Raw genomic sequence first — 15937 nt, 5'->3', positions numbered from 1 at the left:
TATTATGTCTCGCATTGGTAAAAAACCCATTCCTGTCCCTGAAAAGGTTGCTGTCACATTAGATGGGCTTTTAGTAACCGTTAAAGGGCCTAAAGGAGAATTAAGTAGAACTCTTCCTGAAGGAGTCCTGATTAGTCAGGATCAAGGCTCTATAGTTGTTTCTGCAGAGAGTGATAAGAGAAAATCTCGCGAACTTCATGGACTTTCTAGAACTTTAATTGCCAATATGGTTGAAGGGGTAAGCAATGGTTATTCAAAGAAGTTAGAGATTGTCGGAGTAGGTTCCAGAGCACAGGTAAAGGGTAAGAATCTTGTTGTGAGTGCAGGGTATAGCCACCCTGTTGAGGTTATTCCTCCTTCTGGAATTACATTTAAAGTTGAAAATAATACTAGTGTATTAATTAGTGGTATCGATAAAGAATTGGTTGGCAATGAAGCTGCCAAAATCCGCAGTATTCGTCCTCCAGAGCCTTATAAAGGTAAAGGAATTAAATATGATGGTGAACGTATTATTAGAAAAGCTGGTAAGTCAGGTAAAAAATAATTTATCTCTATTCCATTTTCTTTTTTAATTATGACAACTCTTTCTAGAAAACAGAAAACTCAAAAGCGGCATAAACGTCTTCGTCGTTTTTTGAGTGGAACAGAGCAGCGTCCTAGGCTTGCTGTTTTTCGTTCTAACAACCATATTTATGCTCAGATTATTGATGATTTAGCTCAAAACACTCTTTGTGCCGCTTCAACACTTGAGAAGGAGCTCCGTGCGGATAGTAAAGTTAATCCAGGTACTTGTGCTGCTTCTTCTTCTGTCGGAAAACTTCTTGCACAGCGTGCTCTCGAAAAGGGTATAAAGCAAGTTGTTTTTGACAGAGGGGGCAGTATTTATCACGGTAGAGTTAAGGCTCTAGCAGAGGCTGCGCGTCAAGCAGGTCTTACATTCTGATTATTGTTTTACAAATGACCGATACTAAATCAAAAGGCAAAACAAAAGAACAAGGTGCTTCAGCCCCTTCTGCTGCAGAAGGACAGCAACAAGAGCAAAGAAAAAGTAATCGTGGAGACCGCAAAGGAAGACGTTCTGACAGGAGGAATCAGGAAAGGGATTCTGAATGGCAGGAAAGAGTTATTCAGATTCGCAGAGTTTCTAAAACTGTTAAAGGTGGTAAAAAGATGAGTTTTAGAGCAATTGTTGTAGTGGGCAATGAAAAAGGTCAAGTAGGAGTTGGAGTAGGAAAGGCAGGAGATGTTATAGGAGCCGTAAGAAAAGGTGTTGCAGATGGAAAAAAGAATCTTGTTAGAGTTCCTTTAACCTCTAGTAGTTCTATCCCTACACTTTCTAATGGAAGAGATGGGGCAGCTAGTGTTTTGATCCGCCCTGCTGCCCCTGGTACAGGTGTTATTGCTGGAGGTTCTATTCGTACAGTTTTAGAACTTGCTGGAATAAAAAATGTTTTAGCTAAGAGATTAGGTAGTAAAACACCTTTGAATAATGCAAGGGCTGCAATGGTTGCATTGGGGGAATTGCGTACTCATAAAGCCACTGCAAAAGAACGGGGTATATCCCTAGAACAGATTTATTCTTGAAAACCATGACTTTTAAACTTGAATCTTTAAAATCAAATAAGGGTGCACGTAAGCCCAAGTTGAGGAAAGGCAGAGGTATTTCTGCTGGACAGGGAGCCAGTTGTGGCTTTGGTATGCGAGGACAAAAATCTAGATCTGGAAGGCCAACTCGACCTGGCTTTGAAGGAGGCCAAATGCCTTTATATAGACGCGTTCCTAAGTTGAAGCACTTTCCTTTAATCAATCCAAAATCCTTTACAATCATTAATGTTTCTGCTTTAAATGATTTAAAAGAAGGAACAGTTGTCAATCTTGACTCTCTAGTTAAAGCAGGTATTGTTACTAGTCCTAAGAATCCATTAAAGGTTTTGGGCAATGGTAATTTGAAAGTGAAATTGACAGTTCAAGCTTCTTCTTTTACTAAATCTGCACAACAAAAAATCGAAGCTGCTGGAGGCTCGTGTGAGAGTTTTTAGCAAATATGGTAAAGATAAACTTTAATTTATTAAAATTATTTTATTAGCTTGAAATTTCCTTAGATCAGTTCATGCTTGTTACAAGAGGTAGAAATCCAAGTGCATCGGAAGTAATTACTCAGTTAATTCTCAATAAGGAGCTTAGAGGGAGAGTATTAATAACTTTAGGCCTTCTTTTTTTTGTGAGACTAGGTATTTATATTCCAGTCCCTGGCATAGATAGGGAAGCTTTTAAAGAATTTATTCAACAAGGAGGACAGCTTATTGGTTTTTTGGACATATTTACTGGAGGAGGTATTTCAACTCTTGGGATTTTTGCGCTTGGAATTCTTCCCTTTATTAATGCTTCGATTATTATTCAGCTTCTTACGGCTGCATTACCTCAGTTGGAAGATTTACAAAAAAATGAAGGGGAAGCTGGTCGGAGAAAAATTTCTCAAATTACTCGTTACTTAGCTTTAGGCTGGGGGCTAATGCAAAGCTTAGTATTTGCATTAATTCTTAGACAATATTCAGTGGAGAATTTGAGTGAGGTTGCATTTGTTGTTCAAACATCAATTGCGCTAGTTACAGGCTCAATGATTGTGATGTGGTTAAGTGAAATTATTACTGAAAAAGGGATTGGTCAGGGAGCTTCCTTAGTAATTTTTTTGAATATTGTGGCTACTTTGCCTAAGGCACTTAGTTCTACGATTGAAAAGGCCCAAACAGGTGATAGAAGTGATGTTTTTGGAATAATTGTTCTTTTAATAGTCTTTTTGATAACCATTGTTGGAATAATTTTTGTTCAGGAGGGAGCTCGAAGACTGCCAATTGTAAGCGCTAAAAGACAAATAGGAGGCAGTGCTTTATTACCCACTCGTCAAAGTTATTTACCTCTTAAACTTAATGCTGGAGGGGTAATGCCCATTATTTTTGCTTCTGCATTGATTTTTTTACCTATTACAATTGCAAATGTTACTAAGAATCCTTTTTTAATAAAAGCTGCTAGTGCATTAAATCCAGGAGCAGCTAATCCTTGGCCTTATGCAATTACCTTCTTTGCTTTAATTCTTGGCTTTGCATATTTTTATGCTTCTTTAACAATCAATCCAATAGATATTGCAGCGAATCTAAAGCGGGGTGGTGTTGCTATACCAGGAGTTCGCCCTGGAAGTGCTACTGCAAAATATCTCTCTGGTGTTCAAAATAGGTTGACTTTATTAGGGGGTGTTTTCTTAGGATCTGTTGCAATTGTTCCTGCTGCTGTTGAACGTGCTACTAATGTTCAAACTTTTCAGGGATTAGGAGCAACATCTTTATTGATTCTCGTTGGTGTTGCTATAGATACAGCGAAACAAGTTCAAACTTATGTGATTTCACAAAGGTATGAGGGTCTTGTTCGTCAATAATCTAATTCAATCTAAACTTTTATCTTGATTTAATAAAATGCAGAACCGACTATTGTTTTTAGGCCCTCCAGGAGCTGGCAAAGGTACTCAGGCAGAATTGCTTTGCAATGATCACGGTTTATTGCATTTATCCACAGGAGAATTGTTACGAGAAGAAGTTTCAGCGGGAACTGACTTGGGTAAAGAGGCTGAATTGATTATGAATAGAGGTGAACTTGTAAGTGATGACATTGTTTTGTCTATAGTTAAGAAAAGGCTTTCAAATTGTAGTCAAGGCTGGTTATTGGATGGTTTTCCTCGGAATCTTGCTCAAGCACAATTATTAGGAGAATTATTAGAAAAGATTGTTCAGCCTATAAAAGCAGTTCTTTTAATAGAAATAGATGATGAGACCCTTACTGATAGATTGCTCTCACGAGGAAGAAAAGATGACAATGCAGAAGTTATAAGAAATAGGTTGAGTATCTATAGGGAAAAAACGGCTCCTTTAATAAATTTCTATCAAAATTTAGGAATTTTAAGATCTGTTGAAGGGTGTGGAAACATAAAAGATGTGAAAAGTCGGATCAGAAACGCATTAAATTGAACGGTGTAGTAAAATTTGTGTTTGCAAATATGGAGGGCCTCACCATATGAAGGTGCGCGCTTCAGTCAAGAAAATGTGTGAAAAATGTCGGGTGATTCGTCGCCACGGCAGAGTAATGGTCATTTGCACTGCTACTCAAAAGCACAAACAGCGTCAAGGCTAAAACCTTGGCTTTATTTCTTAAGAAAATGGTTGCTAGTTTTTAGTTGATCTTTTCCTTTAGATTGTTTAATTAATCACTCTTTGAGTGATTTCACCTTTATCTTCGATTCAAAGTTTAAGTGGCAAGAATCGCTGGCATCGACATACCCCGTGAAAAACGGGTAGAGGTTGCCCTCACCTATATATATGGGATTGGTTTAACCCGAGCCCAGACTATCCTTTCTAAAACAGGGGTAAACCCTGATATACGTGTTAAGGATTTAGATGATGGTGATGTTCAAAAACTAAGAGCAGCAACTGAATCCTTCACTGTTGAAGGTGATTTGCGTCGCCAGGAAGGAATGGCTTTGAAACGATTGCAAGACATAGGATGTCTTCGTGGTCGTCGTCATCGAATGAGCCTTCCTGTTCGAGGTCAACGTACTAGGACAAATGCTCGTACTCGTAGAGGTTCTCGTAAAACAGTTGCAGGTAGAAAGAAATAATTTTTTGCTTCCAAGCCTTAGCTATCTAAGGCTTTCTTTCTCTTATCCACTTCTCCAGCAGGCCCACCCTAATGGCCACTCCAGCAAAGAAAACAGGTTCAAAGAAGAATAAGCGCAATGTCCCTAATGGAGTTGTGCATATTCAAAGCACCTTTAATAACACAATTGTTTCTATAACTGATACTAATGGTGAAGTTATTTCATGGTCATCAGCTGGTGCAAGTGGCTTTAAAGGAGCTAGAAAAGGTACACCATTTGCTGCTCAAACTGCTGCAGAAGCTGCAGCGAGAAGAGCAGTTGATCAAGGCATGCGACAGATTGAGGTCCTTGTTAGAGGACCAGGCTCTGGTCGTGAAACCGCCATTCGCGCTTTGCAAGTGGCTGGTCTAGAGATCACACTAATACGTGACGTGACACCTCTACCTCACAATGGTTGTAGAAGAGCTAAGCGCAGGCGCGTTTAACCTTTTTCAATTATTCTAAATTTCTTTATCCCTCTATTTATTGATTTAGCCCGTGTTGCAATACCAGATTGACCGTATCGATCATCAAGTTTCTAATGATCGCTCCCAAACAGGAATATTCCTAATAGGACCTCTTGATAGAGGTCAAGCAACTACTTTGGGTAATTCTCTTAGAAGAGTTCTTATGGGAGGACTAGAGGGTAGTGCAGTCACAGCAGTACGAATTTCCGGAGTTAATCACGAATATGCCACTGTCCCAGGGGTTCGTGAGGATGTCTTAGATATTTTATTGAATTGTAAAGAGCTCACTGTCAATAGTAGAAGCCAGGAGTTGGAAATAGGTCGTCTTGTGGTAAATGGTCCAGCTGAAGTTAAAGCAAGAGATCTTCAATTCTCATCACAAGTTCAAGTTGTTGATAATGATCGTCCTATAGCAACAGTTCAGTCAGGTCATAGTCTTGAGCTAGAGCTTCATGTTGAAAGAGGTATTGGATATCGCCCTGTAGATCGTAGAAATGAAGAGACAAGTGCAATTGACTTGCTTCAGATAGATGCGGTTTTTATGCCTATCAAAAAAGTTAATTTTACAATTGACGAAACTGCTGTATCTGAAGGTGCATCTTCACGAGAAAGGCTGCGCTTGGAAATTGTTACTGATGGTTCTATTACTCCTGATGACGCAGTAGCTGAAGCGGCTAATCAATTAATAGAGCTTTTTCAGCCTTTAGCAACAGTGACTATGGTTGAAGAAGTTCCAGTAGAACCAGAGCCTCCTTCAGAAGCTCAAATACCTTTAGAAGAATTAAATCTTTCAGTAAGAGCATATAACTGTTTAAAACGAGCTCAAGTTAACTCAGTTTCTGATTTAATGGGATTTAGCTATGAAGATTTACTAGAGATTAAAAACTTTGGTTCTAAATCCGCAGATGAAGTTATTGAAGCTTTGGAAAGAATTGGAATTTCTATTCCTCAGAGCAGAACATCTGCATGAATTTAATTTGTACTAGTTCTTAGGAGGAGTTAAGACTATGCGTCATCAACTACGTGTTCCACAGCTTGGATTGCCAGCTGATCAAAGAAAAGCATTATTGCGTGGATTAACAACGCAGTTAATTCGTGAAGGCAGAGTTACAACTACCAAAGCCCGGGCAAAAGCTCTTCGAGATGAGGTTGAAAGAATGATAACTCTTGCAAAAGATGGAAGTTTGGCTGCCAGAAGAAGAGCAATAGGCTTTATATATGATAAAAAACTTGTGCATTCTTTATTTGAAAAAGCTAAAGAACGTTATGGGGATAGAGCTGGTGGTTATACGAGAATTGTAAGAACAGTTTCTAGAAAAGGTGATAATGCTGAAATGGCAATTATTGAGCTTGTTTAAGGTGAAAATATAATTATTTCCTTATCCTTATTGAGGTTTTTAAGGCTTAATTAATTATATGAAGCTTCGGCGAATAGCATTATTAATTCAATATCAAGGTACATATTTTAATGGTTGGCAAAGACAAAAAGCTGGAGAAACTGTTCAAAAAATTCTTGAAGAAAGTATTTTTTCTTTAGAGCCATTTCATGAGATAAAAGTTGTCGCTGCTGGGAGAACTGATTCTGGAGTACATGCTGCTGGTCAAGTAGTTCATTTTGATTCTGTTGGACAAATACCTGTACACAGATGGCCATCTGCATTAAATGGCAGATTACCTTCGTCAGTTAGGGTTATTGATTGCGTGGAAAAACCATTTGAATGGCATGCTTGTTACTCAGCTATTTATAGAAGATATAAATATATGATTTACAATAGCCTCACTCCTAACCTTTTTTTATCTCCTTGGAGTTGGCATAAATATCAATATAAATTGGATGAAAAATTAATGGGATTTGCATTGAATAGTATTATTGGCTATCATGATTTTTCTGCCTTTCAACGAAGCGGAAGTAATAGAGTTAATGCATTGACAACTATTCAAAAAACTAGCCTTTGGAGAAACGGAGATTTAGTGATTTTAGAAATTCAGGCGAGTGGTTTTTTATATGGAATGGTTAGATTATTAGTTGGACAACTTGTGGCAATAGGAGAGCATAAACTTTCAATAAATGAATTTAATACTAGATGGCAGAAAAAGTTAAGATCAGAAGTAAAAGAAGCTGCACCTGCTAAAGGACTTTGTTTTCTTAGTGCTGGCTATCCAGAGCCAGTTTTCCCTGAGAATAGTCCTTTAGATAGCTTTCCAGATTTTTCTGTTGCAACGAATAATCCACCGCCACAGCCTCCTCTTCTTAATTAAGTTAACAACGCTCATTCTTGTATGGAGTTGCAAATAATCAAGACTTCAGCCTGCTTTTATTAAATTAAAATTTTCAAATTATTCTGTCGAAGTGTAAAATAATTGTTTGAGCTAAAGATCATACTTTTTGGTCTTAGTCTCAGCGAATAAGCCCTGCCTTAGGCAGAGGTATACTCAACCGGCATGCCGGAGAGATGAACAAGACTATTACCCCATCCCTAAATTCCCTCAACCGCCAGTGGTATCTGGTAGACGCAGAGAATCAAACACTAGGAAGACTTGCTACTGAAGTTGCATCAATTCTTCGTGGTAAAAGAAAGCCAAGCTTTACTCCACATTTAGATACTGGAGATTTTGTTGTTGTTGTTAATGCTGAGAAAATTCAGGTTAGTGGCAAAAAAGGCATGCAAAAGCTTTATCGAAGGCATTCAGGTAGACCTGGTGGAATGAAAGTTGAAACTTTTAATGCTCTTCAGGAACGTATACCCGAAAGAATTATTGAAAAAGCAATTAAAGGTATGCTTCCTCATAATGCACTGGGGAGACAATTATTTCGAAAATTAAAAGTCTATAGAGGTTCTGAGCATCCTCATGCTGCTCAAAATCCACAAATTCTTAAACTTAATTCTATTTCTAATTAGTTAAATGAATAATTCACCTAAAAATACTGTTGTCTACTGGGGTACTGGCCGAAGAAAAACTTCTGTGGCCCGTGTTCGCTTAGTTCCTGGTACTGGCAAAGTAACTATTAATGGTAGAGCTGGTGAGCACTATTTAAATTTCAACCCTGCATATCTTTCTGCTGTTAGAGCTCCATTAATAACACTTGGTTTGGCTGATGCATATGATGTTTTGGTCAATGTTTATGGTGGTGGCTTAACAGGTCAATCAGATGCCATTAAGCAAGGTGCAGCAAGAGCTCTTTGTGAATTGTCTGCTGATAATCGTAAGCCATTGAAAAATGAAGGCCATTTGAGTAGAGATCCACGAGCTAAAGAGAGAAGAAAATATGGCTTAAAGAAAGCGCGTAAAGCTCCTCAGTTCTCTAAGCGTTAAACATCTTATTTTTATTTATTATTAATTAATTGATTTTTATTATTTAAAAAAATGCCTAAAAAAGATATACATCCCAAATGGTATCCAGATGCAAAGGTTATTTGTAATGGAGAAGTAGTTATGACTACTGGTTCCACTCAGCCAGAGATTCATGTTGATGTTTGGAGTGGGAATCATCCATTTTATACGGGAACACAAAAGATTTTAGATACAGAAGGTAGAGTGGATCGTTTTATGAGGAAATATGGTATGGAAAATTCAGCTCAGGATTCTAAGAATGAACCATCTAAAAAGACACAATCAGCTGAAGACTCATCTTCTAAAAACTCTTAAATTTTTTCAATATATAGGAAGTTGATGTGGTATGGACACTTCAACCCTTAAAGCAAGATTAGAAACAGCATGTTCAAGTTTTAAAAACTTAGAGCTTCAATTAGCTGATCCTGATGTTGCTTCAGACCCTAAACGACTTGAAACTATAGCCAGAGAAAGATCTCGTTTAGAGCCTTTAGTTTTAGACTATCAGCAGCTTCAATCTACTGAGATTGATCTACTCGAAGCAAAACAGTTCTTGCGGGAAAGTAAGTCTGATAAAGAGATGGAGGAACTTGCTCAGGAAGAGTTACAGAAATTAGAACATATAGAACAGGTTTTGTTGAAGCGTTTAACTATTGCTCTTTTGCCAAAGGATCCTAGAGATGAAAGAAGTGTAATGCTTGAGATTAGGGCTGGAGCTGGAGGTGATGAAGCATGTATATGGGCCGGTGATTTAGCTAGAATGTATGAAAGATATAGCTTGAAAATTGGTTGGTCTGTTAAGCCAATGAGTGCTACTGAAGCAGATCTAGGTGGCTTTAAAGAATTGATTATTTCTGTTAAAGGTGAATCAGTATTTAGTCAATTAAAATTTGAAGCAGGAGTTCACAGGGTGCAACGGGTACCCGCTACTGAATCTCAAGGGAGAGTCCATACTTCCACAGCTACTGTTGCTGTTATGCCAGAGGCAGATCCAGTAGAAGTAAAACTAGATCCTACTGAATTAGAAATTAGTACGGCCAGATCTGGAGGAGCGGGTGGCCAAAATGTAAACAAAGTGGAAACAGCAGTTGATTTATTGCATAAACCCACTGGGATTAGGGTTTTTTGTACTCAAGAAAGATCTCAGTTGCAAAATAGAGAACGAGCTTTGGAAATTTTGAGGGCTAAATTATTAGAGAGAGAAATAGAAGAAGCCAATGCTAAAGAGCGATCTGCCAGATTGGCTCAAGTTGGCACTGGAGATAGAAGTGAAAAAATCAGAACTTATAATTATAAAGACAATCGTACTACTGATCATAGATTGGGAGAAAATTTTCCACTAGAAAACGTTCTTGAAGGACAATTAGATGATTTAATTAGCGCTTGCATTGCTGAAGAGCAAAGATTGAAAATGGAAGAGTTGGGGCAACAATCAGATTTATAGTTTTTTAGTTACCTGCTGTATCCAATAACATATTTACTCCATTCCTTATGAAAGCCCGAATCAATTTGTTTTGTCGCCTCAAAACTTAGATTGCCAAATGGTTTATGAGGCTTTCTTTTTAATGGCATATTTGCTTCTTTGGGGGTACGATTCCCTTTTTTGATATTGCATGAAATACAGGCTGTAGTAACGTTTTGCCAATTATCTTCTCCACCTCTACTTCTAGGCATTACATGATCGATAGATAACTTCTCACCCCGATATCCGCAGTATTGGCAAAAGTAGTTATCTCTTTTAAGAATATTCTTTCTATTCAGTGCTAATTCCCTATAAGGAACTTTAATAAAGTATCTCAGACGTATGACAGTAGGTAGCTTTAGATCATTCCTAATTTGATGATTTGTATCTTCTTCTAAACTTTCGGCTTTACCTTTTAACATCAACACTGTGGCTCTTCGCCAACTAGTGATGTTCAATGGCTCATAGGAGGCATTTAACACTAGAACTTGGCTCATTCCAGTTCCAGCTAATTAATTAAATTCATGTTACTTGCATTAAAAGAATCCTGCTGTTTTATCTATTAATTCTTCTATGCTTTTCGATAAGATTGATCCACGTCAAAGAGCTTGGGTAGAAGTTTTTCCTTCAGCGATTACGCAAAACACATTAGCTATTAAAAGCCTTTTGTCAGATAGCTGTTTGTTGATGGCAGTAGTAAAGGCTGATGGTTATGGTCATGGATCAGAAACAGTTGCATCTGCAGCTTTGAGAGGTGGGGCAGATAGTTTAGGAGTCGCTACTTTGCAGGAAGGGATTGATCTAAGAAAAGTTGGTTTAATTTGTCCGATTCTTGTTTTGGGTAATTTAGTTACTTCTGAAGAGTTAGATATTTGCTTGAAGGCTGATTTAATGCCCACTATCAGCTGTATTCAACAGATAAAGCTATGTCAAAAAATTGCTGAAGCTAATTCTACTAAGTTTAATGTTCATATAAAGATTGATACTGGAATGACCCGATTGGGTTGTGATTTGGCAATTGCTTCGGAGTTAATTTATTTAATTGATAATCTTCCAAATATTATTTTGAAAGGAATTTATAGTCATCTTGCTTTGGCTGATGGAGAATCTGATAATTATGCTGAGAAGTTCACATCTCTTCAAAAAACAAAATTTGAAAAGTTTATTTCTCATGTAGCTGACCGATCTCATTCATGTTGTATACATTTGGCTAATTCAGCAGGTACTTTTCTTGGGAAAGAGCTTCATTTCGATATGGTTCGTATTGGACTTGCTTTATATGGTTATAGTCCATTGAAAAAGTTCCAAAATAATGTTTTTTTACAACCTGCTTTGGCAGTGAGAGCTAAAGTTACTTTAATTCGAGATGTGCCTTCTAATGTTGGTGTGAGTTATGGACATACTTTTAAGACTAAAAGTCCTAGTCGACTAGCTGTTGTTGGAATAGGTTATGCAGATGGTGTTAATAGAGCTCTTTCAGGCAAAATCTCAGTTTTGATTGATGGTAAATTTTATCCTCAAGTTGGATCAATTACTATGGATCAACTTGTTGTTGATATTACTGAAAATCCACATATCAAAGTGGGCAGTGTTGTTACTTTGCTTGGCCCTGATGGAAAGGCATGTATATCCCCATTTCAATGGAGTTCTATCAGTGGATCGATCCCTTGGGAGATTCTTTGTGGTTTTAAATATCGTCTTCCTAGGGTGGTAATTTGATAATTCTGAAGAATCTGGATATTTTCTTGGGATAATTAATCTTGACTTGATAAGGTGTAGTAGCTGCTGGAGAGGTGGCTGAGTGGTTGAAAGCGGCTCCCTGCTAAGGAGTTACAGGAGGCAACTTCTGTCGAGGGTTCGAATCCCTCCCTCTCCGTTGAGAAAAGCTTTGAAAATTGTCCATCGCCTTTCAGCATGTTCTGTTTTTAATTGCTTAAAACTACTAAAAAGGCCTGAGAAATTAAAGAATTCTCAGGCCTTTTTAATTTTAGATGTTCTTTTTTAGCTTATCCAGCAGCCCAAACTCCTTTAACAATTGGCATAATTGTATCTAAATGAAGTGTTCCGCATAGTAACCATGCAAAAACAGCACCTCCACATCCGCCAAGCCAAAAACCACTTGTGAAATCTGCCCATCCTGATCTAGTGAATAAATCATTGGGTGGATTAGAAACGGTGCAATCTTCTGGTTGAACGTTTGGTGCTTTCCCTGGAGCGTTATATAAAACAAATAAAGCTGTCAGAATATGAACTGCACCAATAGTCCCTAATAAACCTGCAGTCAGTGCAAATTCACTATTTCTTAATGGACCAGTCATTGCGTAAGGGCCATAAAGGAGATACCCAAAAGCTGCCCCTACTTCTAAGCCACGAAAATTTGGTGAAAGACCAGCACGGTAGAAGGGAAGATTATTGATGAAAGCTTTTGTGAAATAACCAGTATTAACTGGAGTTTCTAAGTTTCCTACACATGGATCAGCGACTGGGTTGACAGCCCATTGATCACTAATTCCTATGTCGCCAGGACGAACTGTGTCATCAACATATTTTTTGTTGAATTTGACAGGTTCAGCTGACTTTAAAAAAGGGTCTTGGAATTCAGTCATGGGCGTATAAAAAACTTGGTTGACTTAAATAGAAACAATGTTTTAATCGGTTGCTGTGATGTAGCGACCAATGAGAACAATGAAAACTGCTGGTGTAACAAGCCCTATAAGAGGGACAAACACAGCAGGAAGCCAGGTTGCGGCAAACTCGCTAGACATCGGATATACCAAAAGATCCATTAATACTTTATAGAGTTAACGTGTAATAGATACGCAATACCCTCATTGGTGACATAAAAGTTCAATCCATTACGGTTCAATGACTCATCTATCACCCTTAAACCAATGAATCAGTTTTTCGCTGCTGGAGCAGCTTTAGTACTTGCCTTCACTCTCTGGGGATTTGGAAAAAAGCCTAAAAACCTTTTTAGGACAAGGGATCCTGAAGGTTTAGCTTTGAGCCAAGTGTCTTTAGTGGAGCCTTCATTGACCGCTGTAAAAAACCAATCTAGATCTAAGCAACTTGAATTGAATGATTATTTACCAAATAAATCTCAACAACGAATTCTTCTTCTTAAACAACTAAAAAAATTAATTTCTTGTGGTCCTGACGAAAGATTGTTGGCGGTCCAATTAGCTAGTGAATGGGGTCACCCATCAGTTATTCCTATTTTAAAAAGAGGTTTAAGAGATATAGATAGTCGTGTAGTTATTAAATCTGCTGAGGGGATTGCTAAGTTTCGAGGCTCTTCGAAAACTGTTTTACAAAAACCTTTAAAAAGTTATCCTCTTAATATTTCTCGTATGCGGTAAATAGGACGGCCTTGACTTTCATGGTAAGTGCGGATTTGTAATTCACCCAGGAGTCCAAAACAAAATAACTGTACGCCTGCAATCCCAAGAATTAATGCAAAAATTAATAGTGGCCTATCACCGATATCATTCCCTGATAATTTGACAAATAAAAGATAAAAACATGTAAAAAAACTACTTAGAATTGCAATAATTCCTCCAAAACCAAAAACATACATAGGCCTTGTAAGGAATCTATTTAAAAACCAAATAGTAAGTAAATCCATCATCACTCTAAATGTTCTATCAATTCCATACTTACTTTTCCCATATTTTCTTCGCCTATGATTAACTTTGATTTCCGTAATTCTACCCCCTTCAATATTTGCTAAGACTGGAAGAAACCTATGTAACTCTCCATATAGTTTCATATCAGACAGAACTTCGCGTCTGTAGGCTTTAAGAGAGCAACCATAATCATTTAGCTCAACACCTGTTACTTTGCCAATAATTTTATTTGCAATTTTTGAGGGTAGTTTTCTTGTTATTTCAGCATCTTTGCGATCATGACGCCATCCACTTACCAAGTCAAAACCTTCTTTTAACTTATTTATTAAAATGGGTATATCTGATGGATCATTTTGCAAGTCTCCATCAAGACTAACAATAATTTTCCCATTTGAGATATCAAAACCTGCTGCCATAGCAGCTGTTTGACCATAATTTTTTCTAAGTAAAATAGAGGTTAATTCTGGAATATTTTGGCTAAGTCTTGATAAAACTTCTGCACTATTATCAATTGATCCATCATTGATAACAATTACTTCAAAACTTTCATTAGTTTCTCTCATGGTATTGATTACTTCTTTAATAAGTTGTTGAATACTTTCTTCTTCATTAAAGATTGGGATGACAATAGATATGTCTATTTGATTGTCCATGTAAAAAATTTAACTATGGATTTTTTTCATGATCAGGTTAGTGAGCTCCCATCATGACAAGATTCAACTCTACCTGCACCTCGGAATATTGATAGATAATAAGAAGAAATAGTATTTTTGGTTATAGGTTGGAGAGTATCTATCCCAATGCCATTATGCCCATGTTGTTTTCCAGAGCTATGCCAATATGAGCTGCCTCCTTTATAAATGGCAACATGAGAACACTTGTATTTAGTCCCAAAGAATAAAAGATCTCCTGGGTGAATTTCTTTTAAAGTATTTTGATCAAATTTTAAACTTGTACAAAATCTTTCTTGTTGATATGCATCACGAGGCAGCCAAATTCCTTCTATAGAAAAAGCTCTTTGAATTAATCCTGAGCAATCAAAGTTTGGGCCTACAGTTCCTCCCCATAAATAATGATTAGGGATATTGTATGATTTTTCAATCCAATTGAGAATATTTGGTAATTTCTTTTTGATTTGCTCCTTACTTAAAGTTGTTGGTCTCCATCTATTTATAGGTTCTATATGGTCAATAATATCTTTTAATTCAAACCAACAATCATAAGAATCTTCTAGAAGTCTAACCCTAAGTCTTGTTCCATTATAGGTTCTTTGAATATTATGCTTTATTTCAAATTTTCTTCCTGAAATTACCTCAGTAGCTAATTCATTACTTTTAATATTTTTAAAGCCATTAACATTAGTATTAAGTTTCCACAAGCTTCCAGAAATGAGTTTTTCTTCGCTGCAAGCAATATTTATTCTAGACATTGAGGGATAAAAATCGATGAGTTTCTATAGTCATGATCCTGCAATGGGATCTTATATACGAAAGTTAATTGAGAAATTTGAAACAGAATTTAGATTTGATCTTAAAAATAATATTTCTATTACTTGGGTTTGTTATCAAGATCAGAATCCAAAACCATTAAGTGGGAAAGGAGCTGGATGGATAGAAAAAAGGCTTTTCTATCCTGCAAGTATCGTTAAGTTGTTTTATGCATGTGCGATAGAAAGTTGGTTGCTGAAAGATTTGATTCTTGATTCTTCAGAGCTTCAAAGAGCTCTATCAGAAATGATTATCAATTCAAGTAATGATGCCACTAGCTACATTGTGGATCTTTTAACAGCCACAACAAGTGGACCTTCTTTAAAAGGACAAAAATGGATGGTTTGGAAAAAACAGAGAAATTGTATTAATGATTGGTTGAAAAGCTTTCCATGGGATGAGTTCCAAAATCTTAATTGTTGTCAAAAAACTTGGAGTGATGGACCTTTTGGCCGTGATAAGGATTTTTATGGAGAATCTTTGCAAAATCGTAATGCACTTACAACCCTTGGAACAGCAAGACTAATTGAATCTTTAATGACAGGAGATTTGTTACCACCTCAAGCAACTAGGAAACTTAAATCACTTCTTTTTAGATCTTTAGATCATATTAAAAGGAAGGAAAATCCAGAAAATCAAGTAGATGGCTTTTTAGGAGAGGGATTACCTATTTCATCTCAATTATGGAGTAAAGCAGGGCTTATGTCTGAAGTAAGACATGACGCTGCTTGGTTTCTTACTCCCAATGGGCAAAAAATGTTGCTGATAATTTTTTCTCAAGGGGAAGCTCTTGCAAAAAACAATTTCTTGTTACCTGCATTTGCTGAAGAATTTAGTAAATGGAAAATGCAATAAAAAAACCCCGTCAATTAGATTGACGG

Annotated in this window: 24 protein-coding genes and 1 tRNA gene; 20 read left to right on the top strand and 5 right to left on the bottom strand. The window is 37.1% G+C overall.

The features are described from left to right. Nucleotides 1-4 precede the first annotated feature (4 nt). The 16 genes from rplF to prfA all read left to right on the top strand — a co-directional run bounded on the left by rplF (nucleotide 5) and on the right by prfA (nucleotide 9925). Nucleotides 5-544, top strand: a complete 540-nt coding sequence (gene rplF / locus O5636_RS05835) for a 50S ribosomal protein L6 (RefSeq protein ID WP_269621881.1) — start codon at nucleotides 5-7, stop codon at nucleotides 542-544. Nucleotides 545-574: 30 nt separating this feature from the next. Continuing rightward, on the top strand, nucleotides 575-943 hold the full coding sequence (gene rplR / locus O5636_RS05830) for a 50S ribosomal protein L18 (protein WP_269621880.1): 369 nt from the start codon (nucleotides 575-577) through the stop codon (nucleotides 941-943). A gap of 14 nt (nucleotides 944-957) precedes the next feature. Beyond that, entirely contained in the window at nucleotides 958-1584 is a 627-nt protein-coding gene (rpsE, locus tag O5636_RS05825; RefSeq protein WP_269621879.1) for a 30S ribosomal protein S5, read from the top strand. 5 nt (nucleotides 1585-1589) lie between these two features. After that, the gene (rplO, locus tag O5636_RS05820; protein ID WP_269621878.1) at nucleotides 1590-2039 is read left to right on the top strand and encodes a 50S ribosomal protein L15; all 450 of its coding nucleotides are present in this window, start codon (nucleotides 1590-1592) and stop codon (nucleotides 2037-2039) included. Between the two features lie 71 nt (nucleotides 2040-2110). Further along, nucleotides 2111-3430, top strand: coding sequence for a preprotein translocase subunit SecY (secY, locus tag O5636_RS05815; RefSeq protein WP_269621877.1), 1320 nt, complete (start codon nucleotides 2111-2113; stop codon nucleotides 3428-3430). Between the two features lie 37 nt (nucleotides 3431-3467). Beyond that, entirely contained in the window at nucleotides 3468-4016 is a 549-nt protein-coding gene (locus O5636_RS05810; protein ID WP_269621876.1) for an adenylate kinase, read from the top strand. A gap of 46 nt (nucleotides 4017-4062) precedes the next feature. Continuing rightward, entirely contained in the window at nucleotides 4063-4179 is a 117-nt protein-coding gene (gene rpmJ, locus O5636_RS05805) for a 50S ribosomal protein L36 (protein WP_011125841.1), read from the top strand. A gap of 118 nt (nucleotides 4180-4297) precedes the next feature. Next, entirely contained in the window at nucleotides 4298-4663 is a 366-nt protein-coding gene (gene rpsM / locus O5636_RS05800; protein ID WP_269621875.1) for a 30S ribosomal protein S13, read from the top strand. A 71-nt stretch (nucleotides 4664-4734) separates the two neighbouring features. Beyond that, on the top strand, nucleotides 4735-5127 hold the full coding sequence (gene rpsK / locus O5636_RS05795) for a 30S ribosomal protein S11 (protein WP_269621874.1): 393 nt from the start codon (nucleotides 4735-4737) through the stop codon (nucleotides 5125-5127). A 52-nt stretch (nucleotides 5128-5179) separates the two neighbouring features. After that, nucleotides 5180-6118, top strand: coding sequence for a DNA-directed RNA polymerase subunit alpha (locus O5636_RS05790; protein WP_269621873.1), 939 nt, complete (start codon nucleotides 5180-5182; stop codon nucleotides 6116-6118). 37 nt (nucleotides 6119-6155) lie between these two features. After that, nucleotides 6156-6506, top strand: coding sequence for a 50S ribosomal protein L17 (gene rplQ, locus O5636_RS05785; protein ID WP_269621872.1), 351 nt, complete (start codon nucleotides 6156-6158; stop codon nucleotides 6504-6506). A 58-nt stretch (nucleotides 6507-6564) separates the two neighbouring features. Beyond that, on the top strand, nucleotides 6565-7407 hold the full coding sequence (gene truA, locus O5636_RS05780; RefSeq protein ID WP_269621871.1) for a tRNA pseudouridine(38-40) synthase TruA: 843 nt from the start codon (nucleotides 6565-6567) through the stop codon (nucleotides 7405-7407). Nucleotides 7408-7601: 194 nt separating this feature from the next. Continuing rightward, nucleotides 7602-8048, top strand: a complete 447-nt coding sequence (gene rplM, locus O5636_RS05775; protein WP_269621870.1) for a 50S ribosomal protein L13 — start codon at nucleotides 7602-7604, stop codon at nucleotides 8046-8048. A 4-nt stretch (nucleotides 8049-8052) separates the two neighbouring features. Beyond that, nucleotides 8053-8463 (top strand): 30S ribosomal protein S9, encoded by a 411-nt coding sequence (gene rpsI, locus O5636_RS05770; protein ID WP_269621869.1) that lies wholly within the window; start codon nucleotides 8053-8055, stop codon nucleotides 8461-8463. Between the two features lie 51 nt (nucleotides 8464-8514). Further along, nucleotides 8515-8796 (top strand): 50S ribosomal protein L31, encoded by a 282-nt coding sequence (gene rpmE, locus O5636_RS05765; protein WP_269621868.1) that lies wholly within the window; start codon nucleotides 8515-8517, stop codon nucleotides 8794-8796. A 31-nt stretch (nucleotides 8797-8827) separates the two neighbouring features. Next, entirely contained in the window at nucleotides 8828-9925 is a 1098-nt protein-coding gene (gene prfA / locus O5636_RS05760) for a peptide chain release factor 1 (RefSeq protein WP_269621867.1), read from the top strand. Between the two features lie 8 nt (nucleotides 9926-9933). Here the strand turns inward: prfA and O5636_RS05755 are convergent, their stop codons facing one another. Further along, nucleotides 9934-10440, bottom strand: a complete 507-nt coding sequence (locus O5636_RS05755; RefSeq protein ID WP_269621866.1) for an HNH endonuclease — start codon at nucleotides 10438-10440, stop codon at nucleotides 9934-9936. Nucleotides 10441-10516: 76 nt separating this feature from the next. Between O5636_RS05755 and alr the strand changes: the two genes are divergently transcribed. Then, nucleotides 10517-11662, top strand: coding sequence for an alanine racemase (gene alr, locus O5636_RS05750; RefSeq protein ID WP_269621865.1), 1146 nt, complete (start codon nucleotides 10517-10519; stop codon nucleotides 11660-11662). A gap of 68 nt (nucleotides 11663-11730) precedes the next feature. Continuing rightward, nucleotides 11731-11819, top strand: a tRNA-Ser gene (locus O5636_RS05745). A 130-nt stretch (nucleotides 11820-11949) separates the two neighbouring features. Here the strand turns inward: O5636_RS05745 and O5636_RS05740 are convergent. Next, nucleotides 11950-12549 carry a photosystem I reaction center protein subunit XI gene (locus O5636_RS05740; protein WP_269621864.1) on the bottom strand — a complete coding sequence of 200 codons (600 nt, stop codon included), beginning with the start codon at nucleotides 12547-12549 and terminating at the stop codon, nucleotides 11950-11952. 42 nt (nucleotides 12550-12591) lie between these two features. After that, nucleotides 12592-12708: a photosystem I reaction center subunit VIII gene (locus tag O5636_RS05735; protein ID WP_011125827.1), complete on the bottom strand. Its 117-nt coding sequence runs from the start codon at nucleotides 12706-12708 to the stop codon at nucleotides 12592-12594. Between the two features lie 126 nt (nucleotides 12709-12834). Here O5636_RS05735 and O5636_RS05730 point away from each other — a divergent pair, with 126 nt between their 5' ends. Continuing rightward, nucleotides 12835-13302 carry a HEAT repeat domain-containing protein gene (locus O5636_RS05730; protein WP_269621863.1) on the top strand — a complete coding sequence of 156 codons (468 nt, stop codon included), beginning with the start codon at nucleotides 12835-12837 and terminating at the stop codon, nucleotides 13300-13302. Here the strand turns inward: O5636_RS05730 and O5636_RS05725 are convergent. Together O5636_RS05725 and O5636_RS05720 are read right to left on the bottom strand one after the other, a co-directional pair. Continuing rightward, a complete protein-coding gene (locus tag O5636_RS05725) occupies nucleotides 13272-14222 on the bottom strand; it encodes a glycosyltransferase family 2 protein (RefSeq protein ID WP_269621862.1) in 951 nt (316 codons plus the stop codon). The two genes, O5636_RS05730 and O5636_RS05725, sit on opposite strands and share 31 nt — an antisense overlap. 32 nt (nucleotides 14223-14254) lie before the next feature. Then, nucleotides 14255-14998, bottom strand: coding sequence for a C40 family peptidase (locus tag O5636_RS05720; RefSeq protein ID WP_269621861.1), 744 nt, complete (start codon nucleotides 14996-14998; stop codon nucleotides 14255-14257). 16 nt (nucleotides 14999-15014) lie between these two features. Between O5636_RS05720 and O5636_RS05715 the strand changes: the two genes are divergently transcribed. Beyond that, nucleotides 15015-15911, top strand: coding sequence for a serine hydrolase (locus O5636_RS05715; RefSeq protein ID WP_269621860.1), 897 nt, complete (start codon nucleotides 15015-15017; stop codon nucleotides 15909-15911). Nucleotides 15912-15937: the final 26 nt, after the last annotated feature.

This window comes from Prochlorococcus marinus str. MIT 0918, from assembly GCF_027359415.1.
Lineage (GTDB): Bacteria > Cyanobacteriota > Cyanobacteriia > PCC-6307 > Cyanobiaceae > Prochlorococcus_E > Prochlorococcus_E marinus_C.
The sequence above is the reverse complement of the archived record's forward strand: the minus strand, read 5'-3'. Positions and strand labels throughout refer to the sequence as shown.

Coding starts and splice junctions, on each gene's coding strand:
- O5636_RS05725 (WP_269621862.1), bottom strand. CDS start 14,222: ATGGACAATCAAATAGACATATCTATTGTCATCCCAATCTTTAATGAA.
- O5636_RS05755 (WP_269621866.1), bottom strand. CDS start 10,440: ATGAGCCAAGTTCTAGTGTTAAATGCCTCCTATGAGCCATTGAACATC.
- O5636_RS05810 (WP_269621876.1), top strand. CDS start 3,468: ATGCAGAACCGACTATTGTTTTTAGGCCCTCCAGGAGCTGGCAAAGGT.
- rpsI (WP_269621869.1), top strand. CDS start 8,053: ATGAATAATTCACCTAAAAATACTGTTGTCTACTGGGGTACTGGCCGA.
- rplM (WP_269621870.1), top strand. CDS start 7,602: ATGAACAAGACTATTACCCCATCCCTAAATTCCCTCAACCGCCAGTGG.
- rpsK (WP_269621874.1), top strand. CDS start 4,735: ATGGCCACTCCAGCAAAGAAAACAGGTTCAAAGAAGAATAAGCGCAAT.
- rplO (WP_269621878.1), top strand. CDS start 1,590: ATGACTTTTAAACTTGAATCTTTAAAATCAAATAAGGGTGCACGTAAG.
- truA (WP_269621871.1), top strand. CDS start 6,565: ATGAAGCTTCGGCGAATAGCATTATTAATTCAATATCAAGGTACATAT.
- O5636_RS05730 (WP_269621863.1), top strand. CDS start 12,835: ATGAATCAGTTTTTCGCTGCTGGAGCAGCTTTAGTACTTGCCTTCACT.
- rplF (WP_269621881.1), top strand. CDS start 5: ATGTCTCGCATTGGTAAAAAACCCATTCCTGTCCCTGAAAAGGTTGCT.
- rpsE (WP_269621879.1), top strand. CDS start 958: ATGACCGATACTAAATCAAAAGGCAAAACAAAAGAACAAGGTGCTTCA.
- O5636_RS05735 (WP_011125827.1), bottom strand. CDS start 12,708: ATGTCTAGCGAGTTTGCCGCAACCTGGCTTCCTGCTGTGTTTGTCCCT.
- O5636_RS05740 (WP_269621864.1), bottom strand. CDS start 12,549: ATGACTGAATTCCAAGACCCTTTTTTAAAGTCAGCTGAACCTGTCAAA.
- rplQ (WP_269621872.1), top strand. CDS start 6,156: ATGCGTCATCAACTACGTGTTCCACAGCTTGGATTGCCAGCTGATCAA.
- prfA (WP_269621867.1), top strand. CDS start 8,828: ATGGACACTTCAACCCTTAAAGCAAGATTAGAAACAGCATGTTCAAGT.
- O5636_RS05720 (WP_269621861.1), bottom strand. CDS start 14,998: ATGTCTAGAATAAATATTGCTTGCAGCGAAGAAAAACTCATTTCTGGA.
- alr (WP_269621865.1), top strand. CDS start 10,517: ATGCTTTTCGATAAGATTGATCCACGTCAAAGAGCTTGGGTAGAAGTT.
- secY (WP_269621877.1), top strand. CDS start 2,111: ATGCTTGTTACAAGAGGTAGAAATCCAAGTGCATCGGAAGTAATTACT.
- rpmE (WP_269621868.1), top strand. CDS start 8,515: ATGCCTAAAAAAGATATACATCCCAAATGGTATCCAGATGCAAAGGTT.
- rplR (WP_269621880.1), top strand. CDS start 575: ATGACAACTCTTTCTAGAAAACAGAAAACTCAAAAGCGGCATAAACGT.
- rpmJ (WP_011125841.1), top strand. CDS start 4,063: ATGAAGGTGCGCGCTTCAGTCAAGAAAATGTGTGAAAAATGTCGGGTG.
- O5636_RS05715 (WP_269621860.1), top strand. CDS start 15,015: ATGAGTTTCTATAGTCATGATCCTGCAATGGGATCTTATATACGAAAG.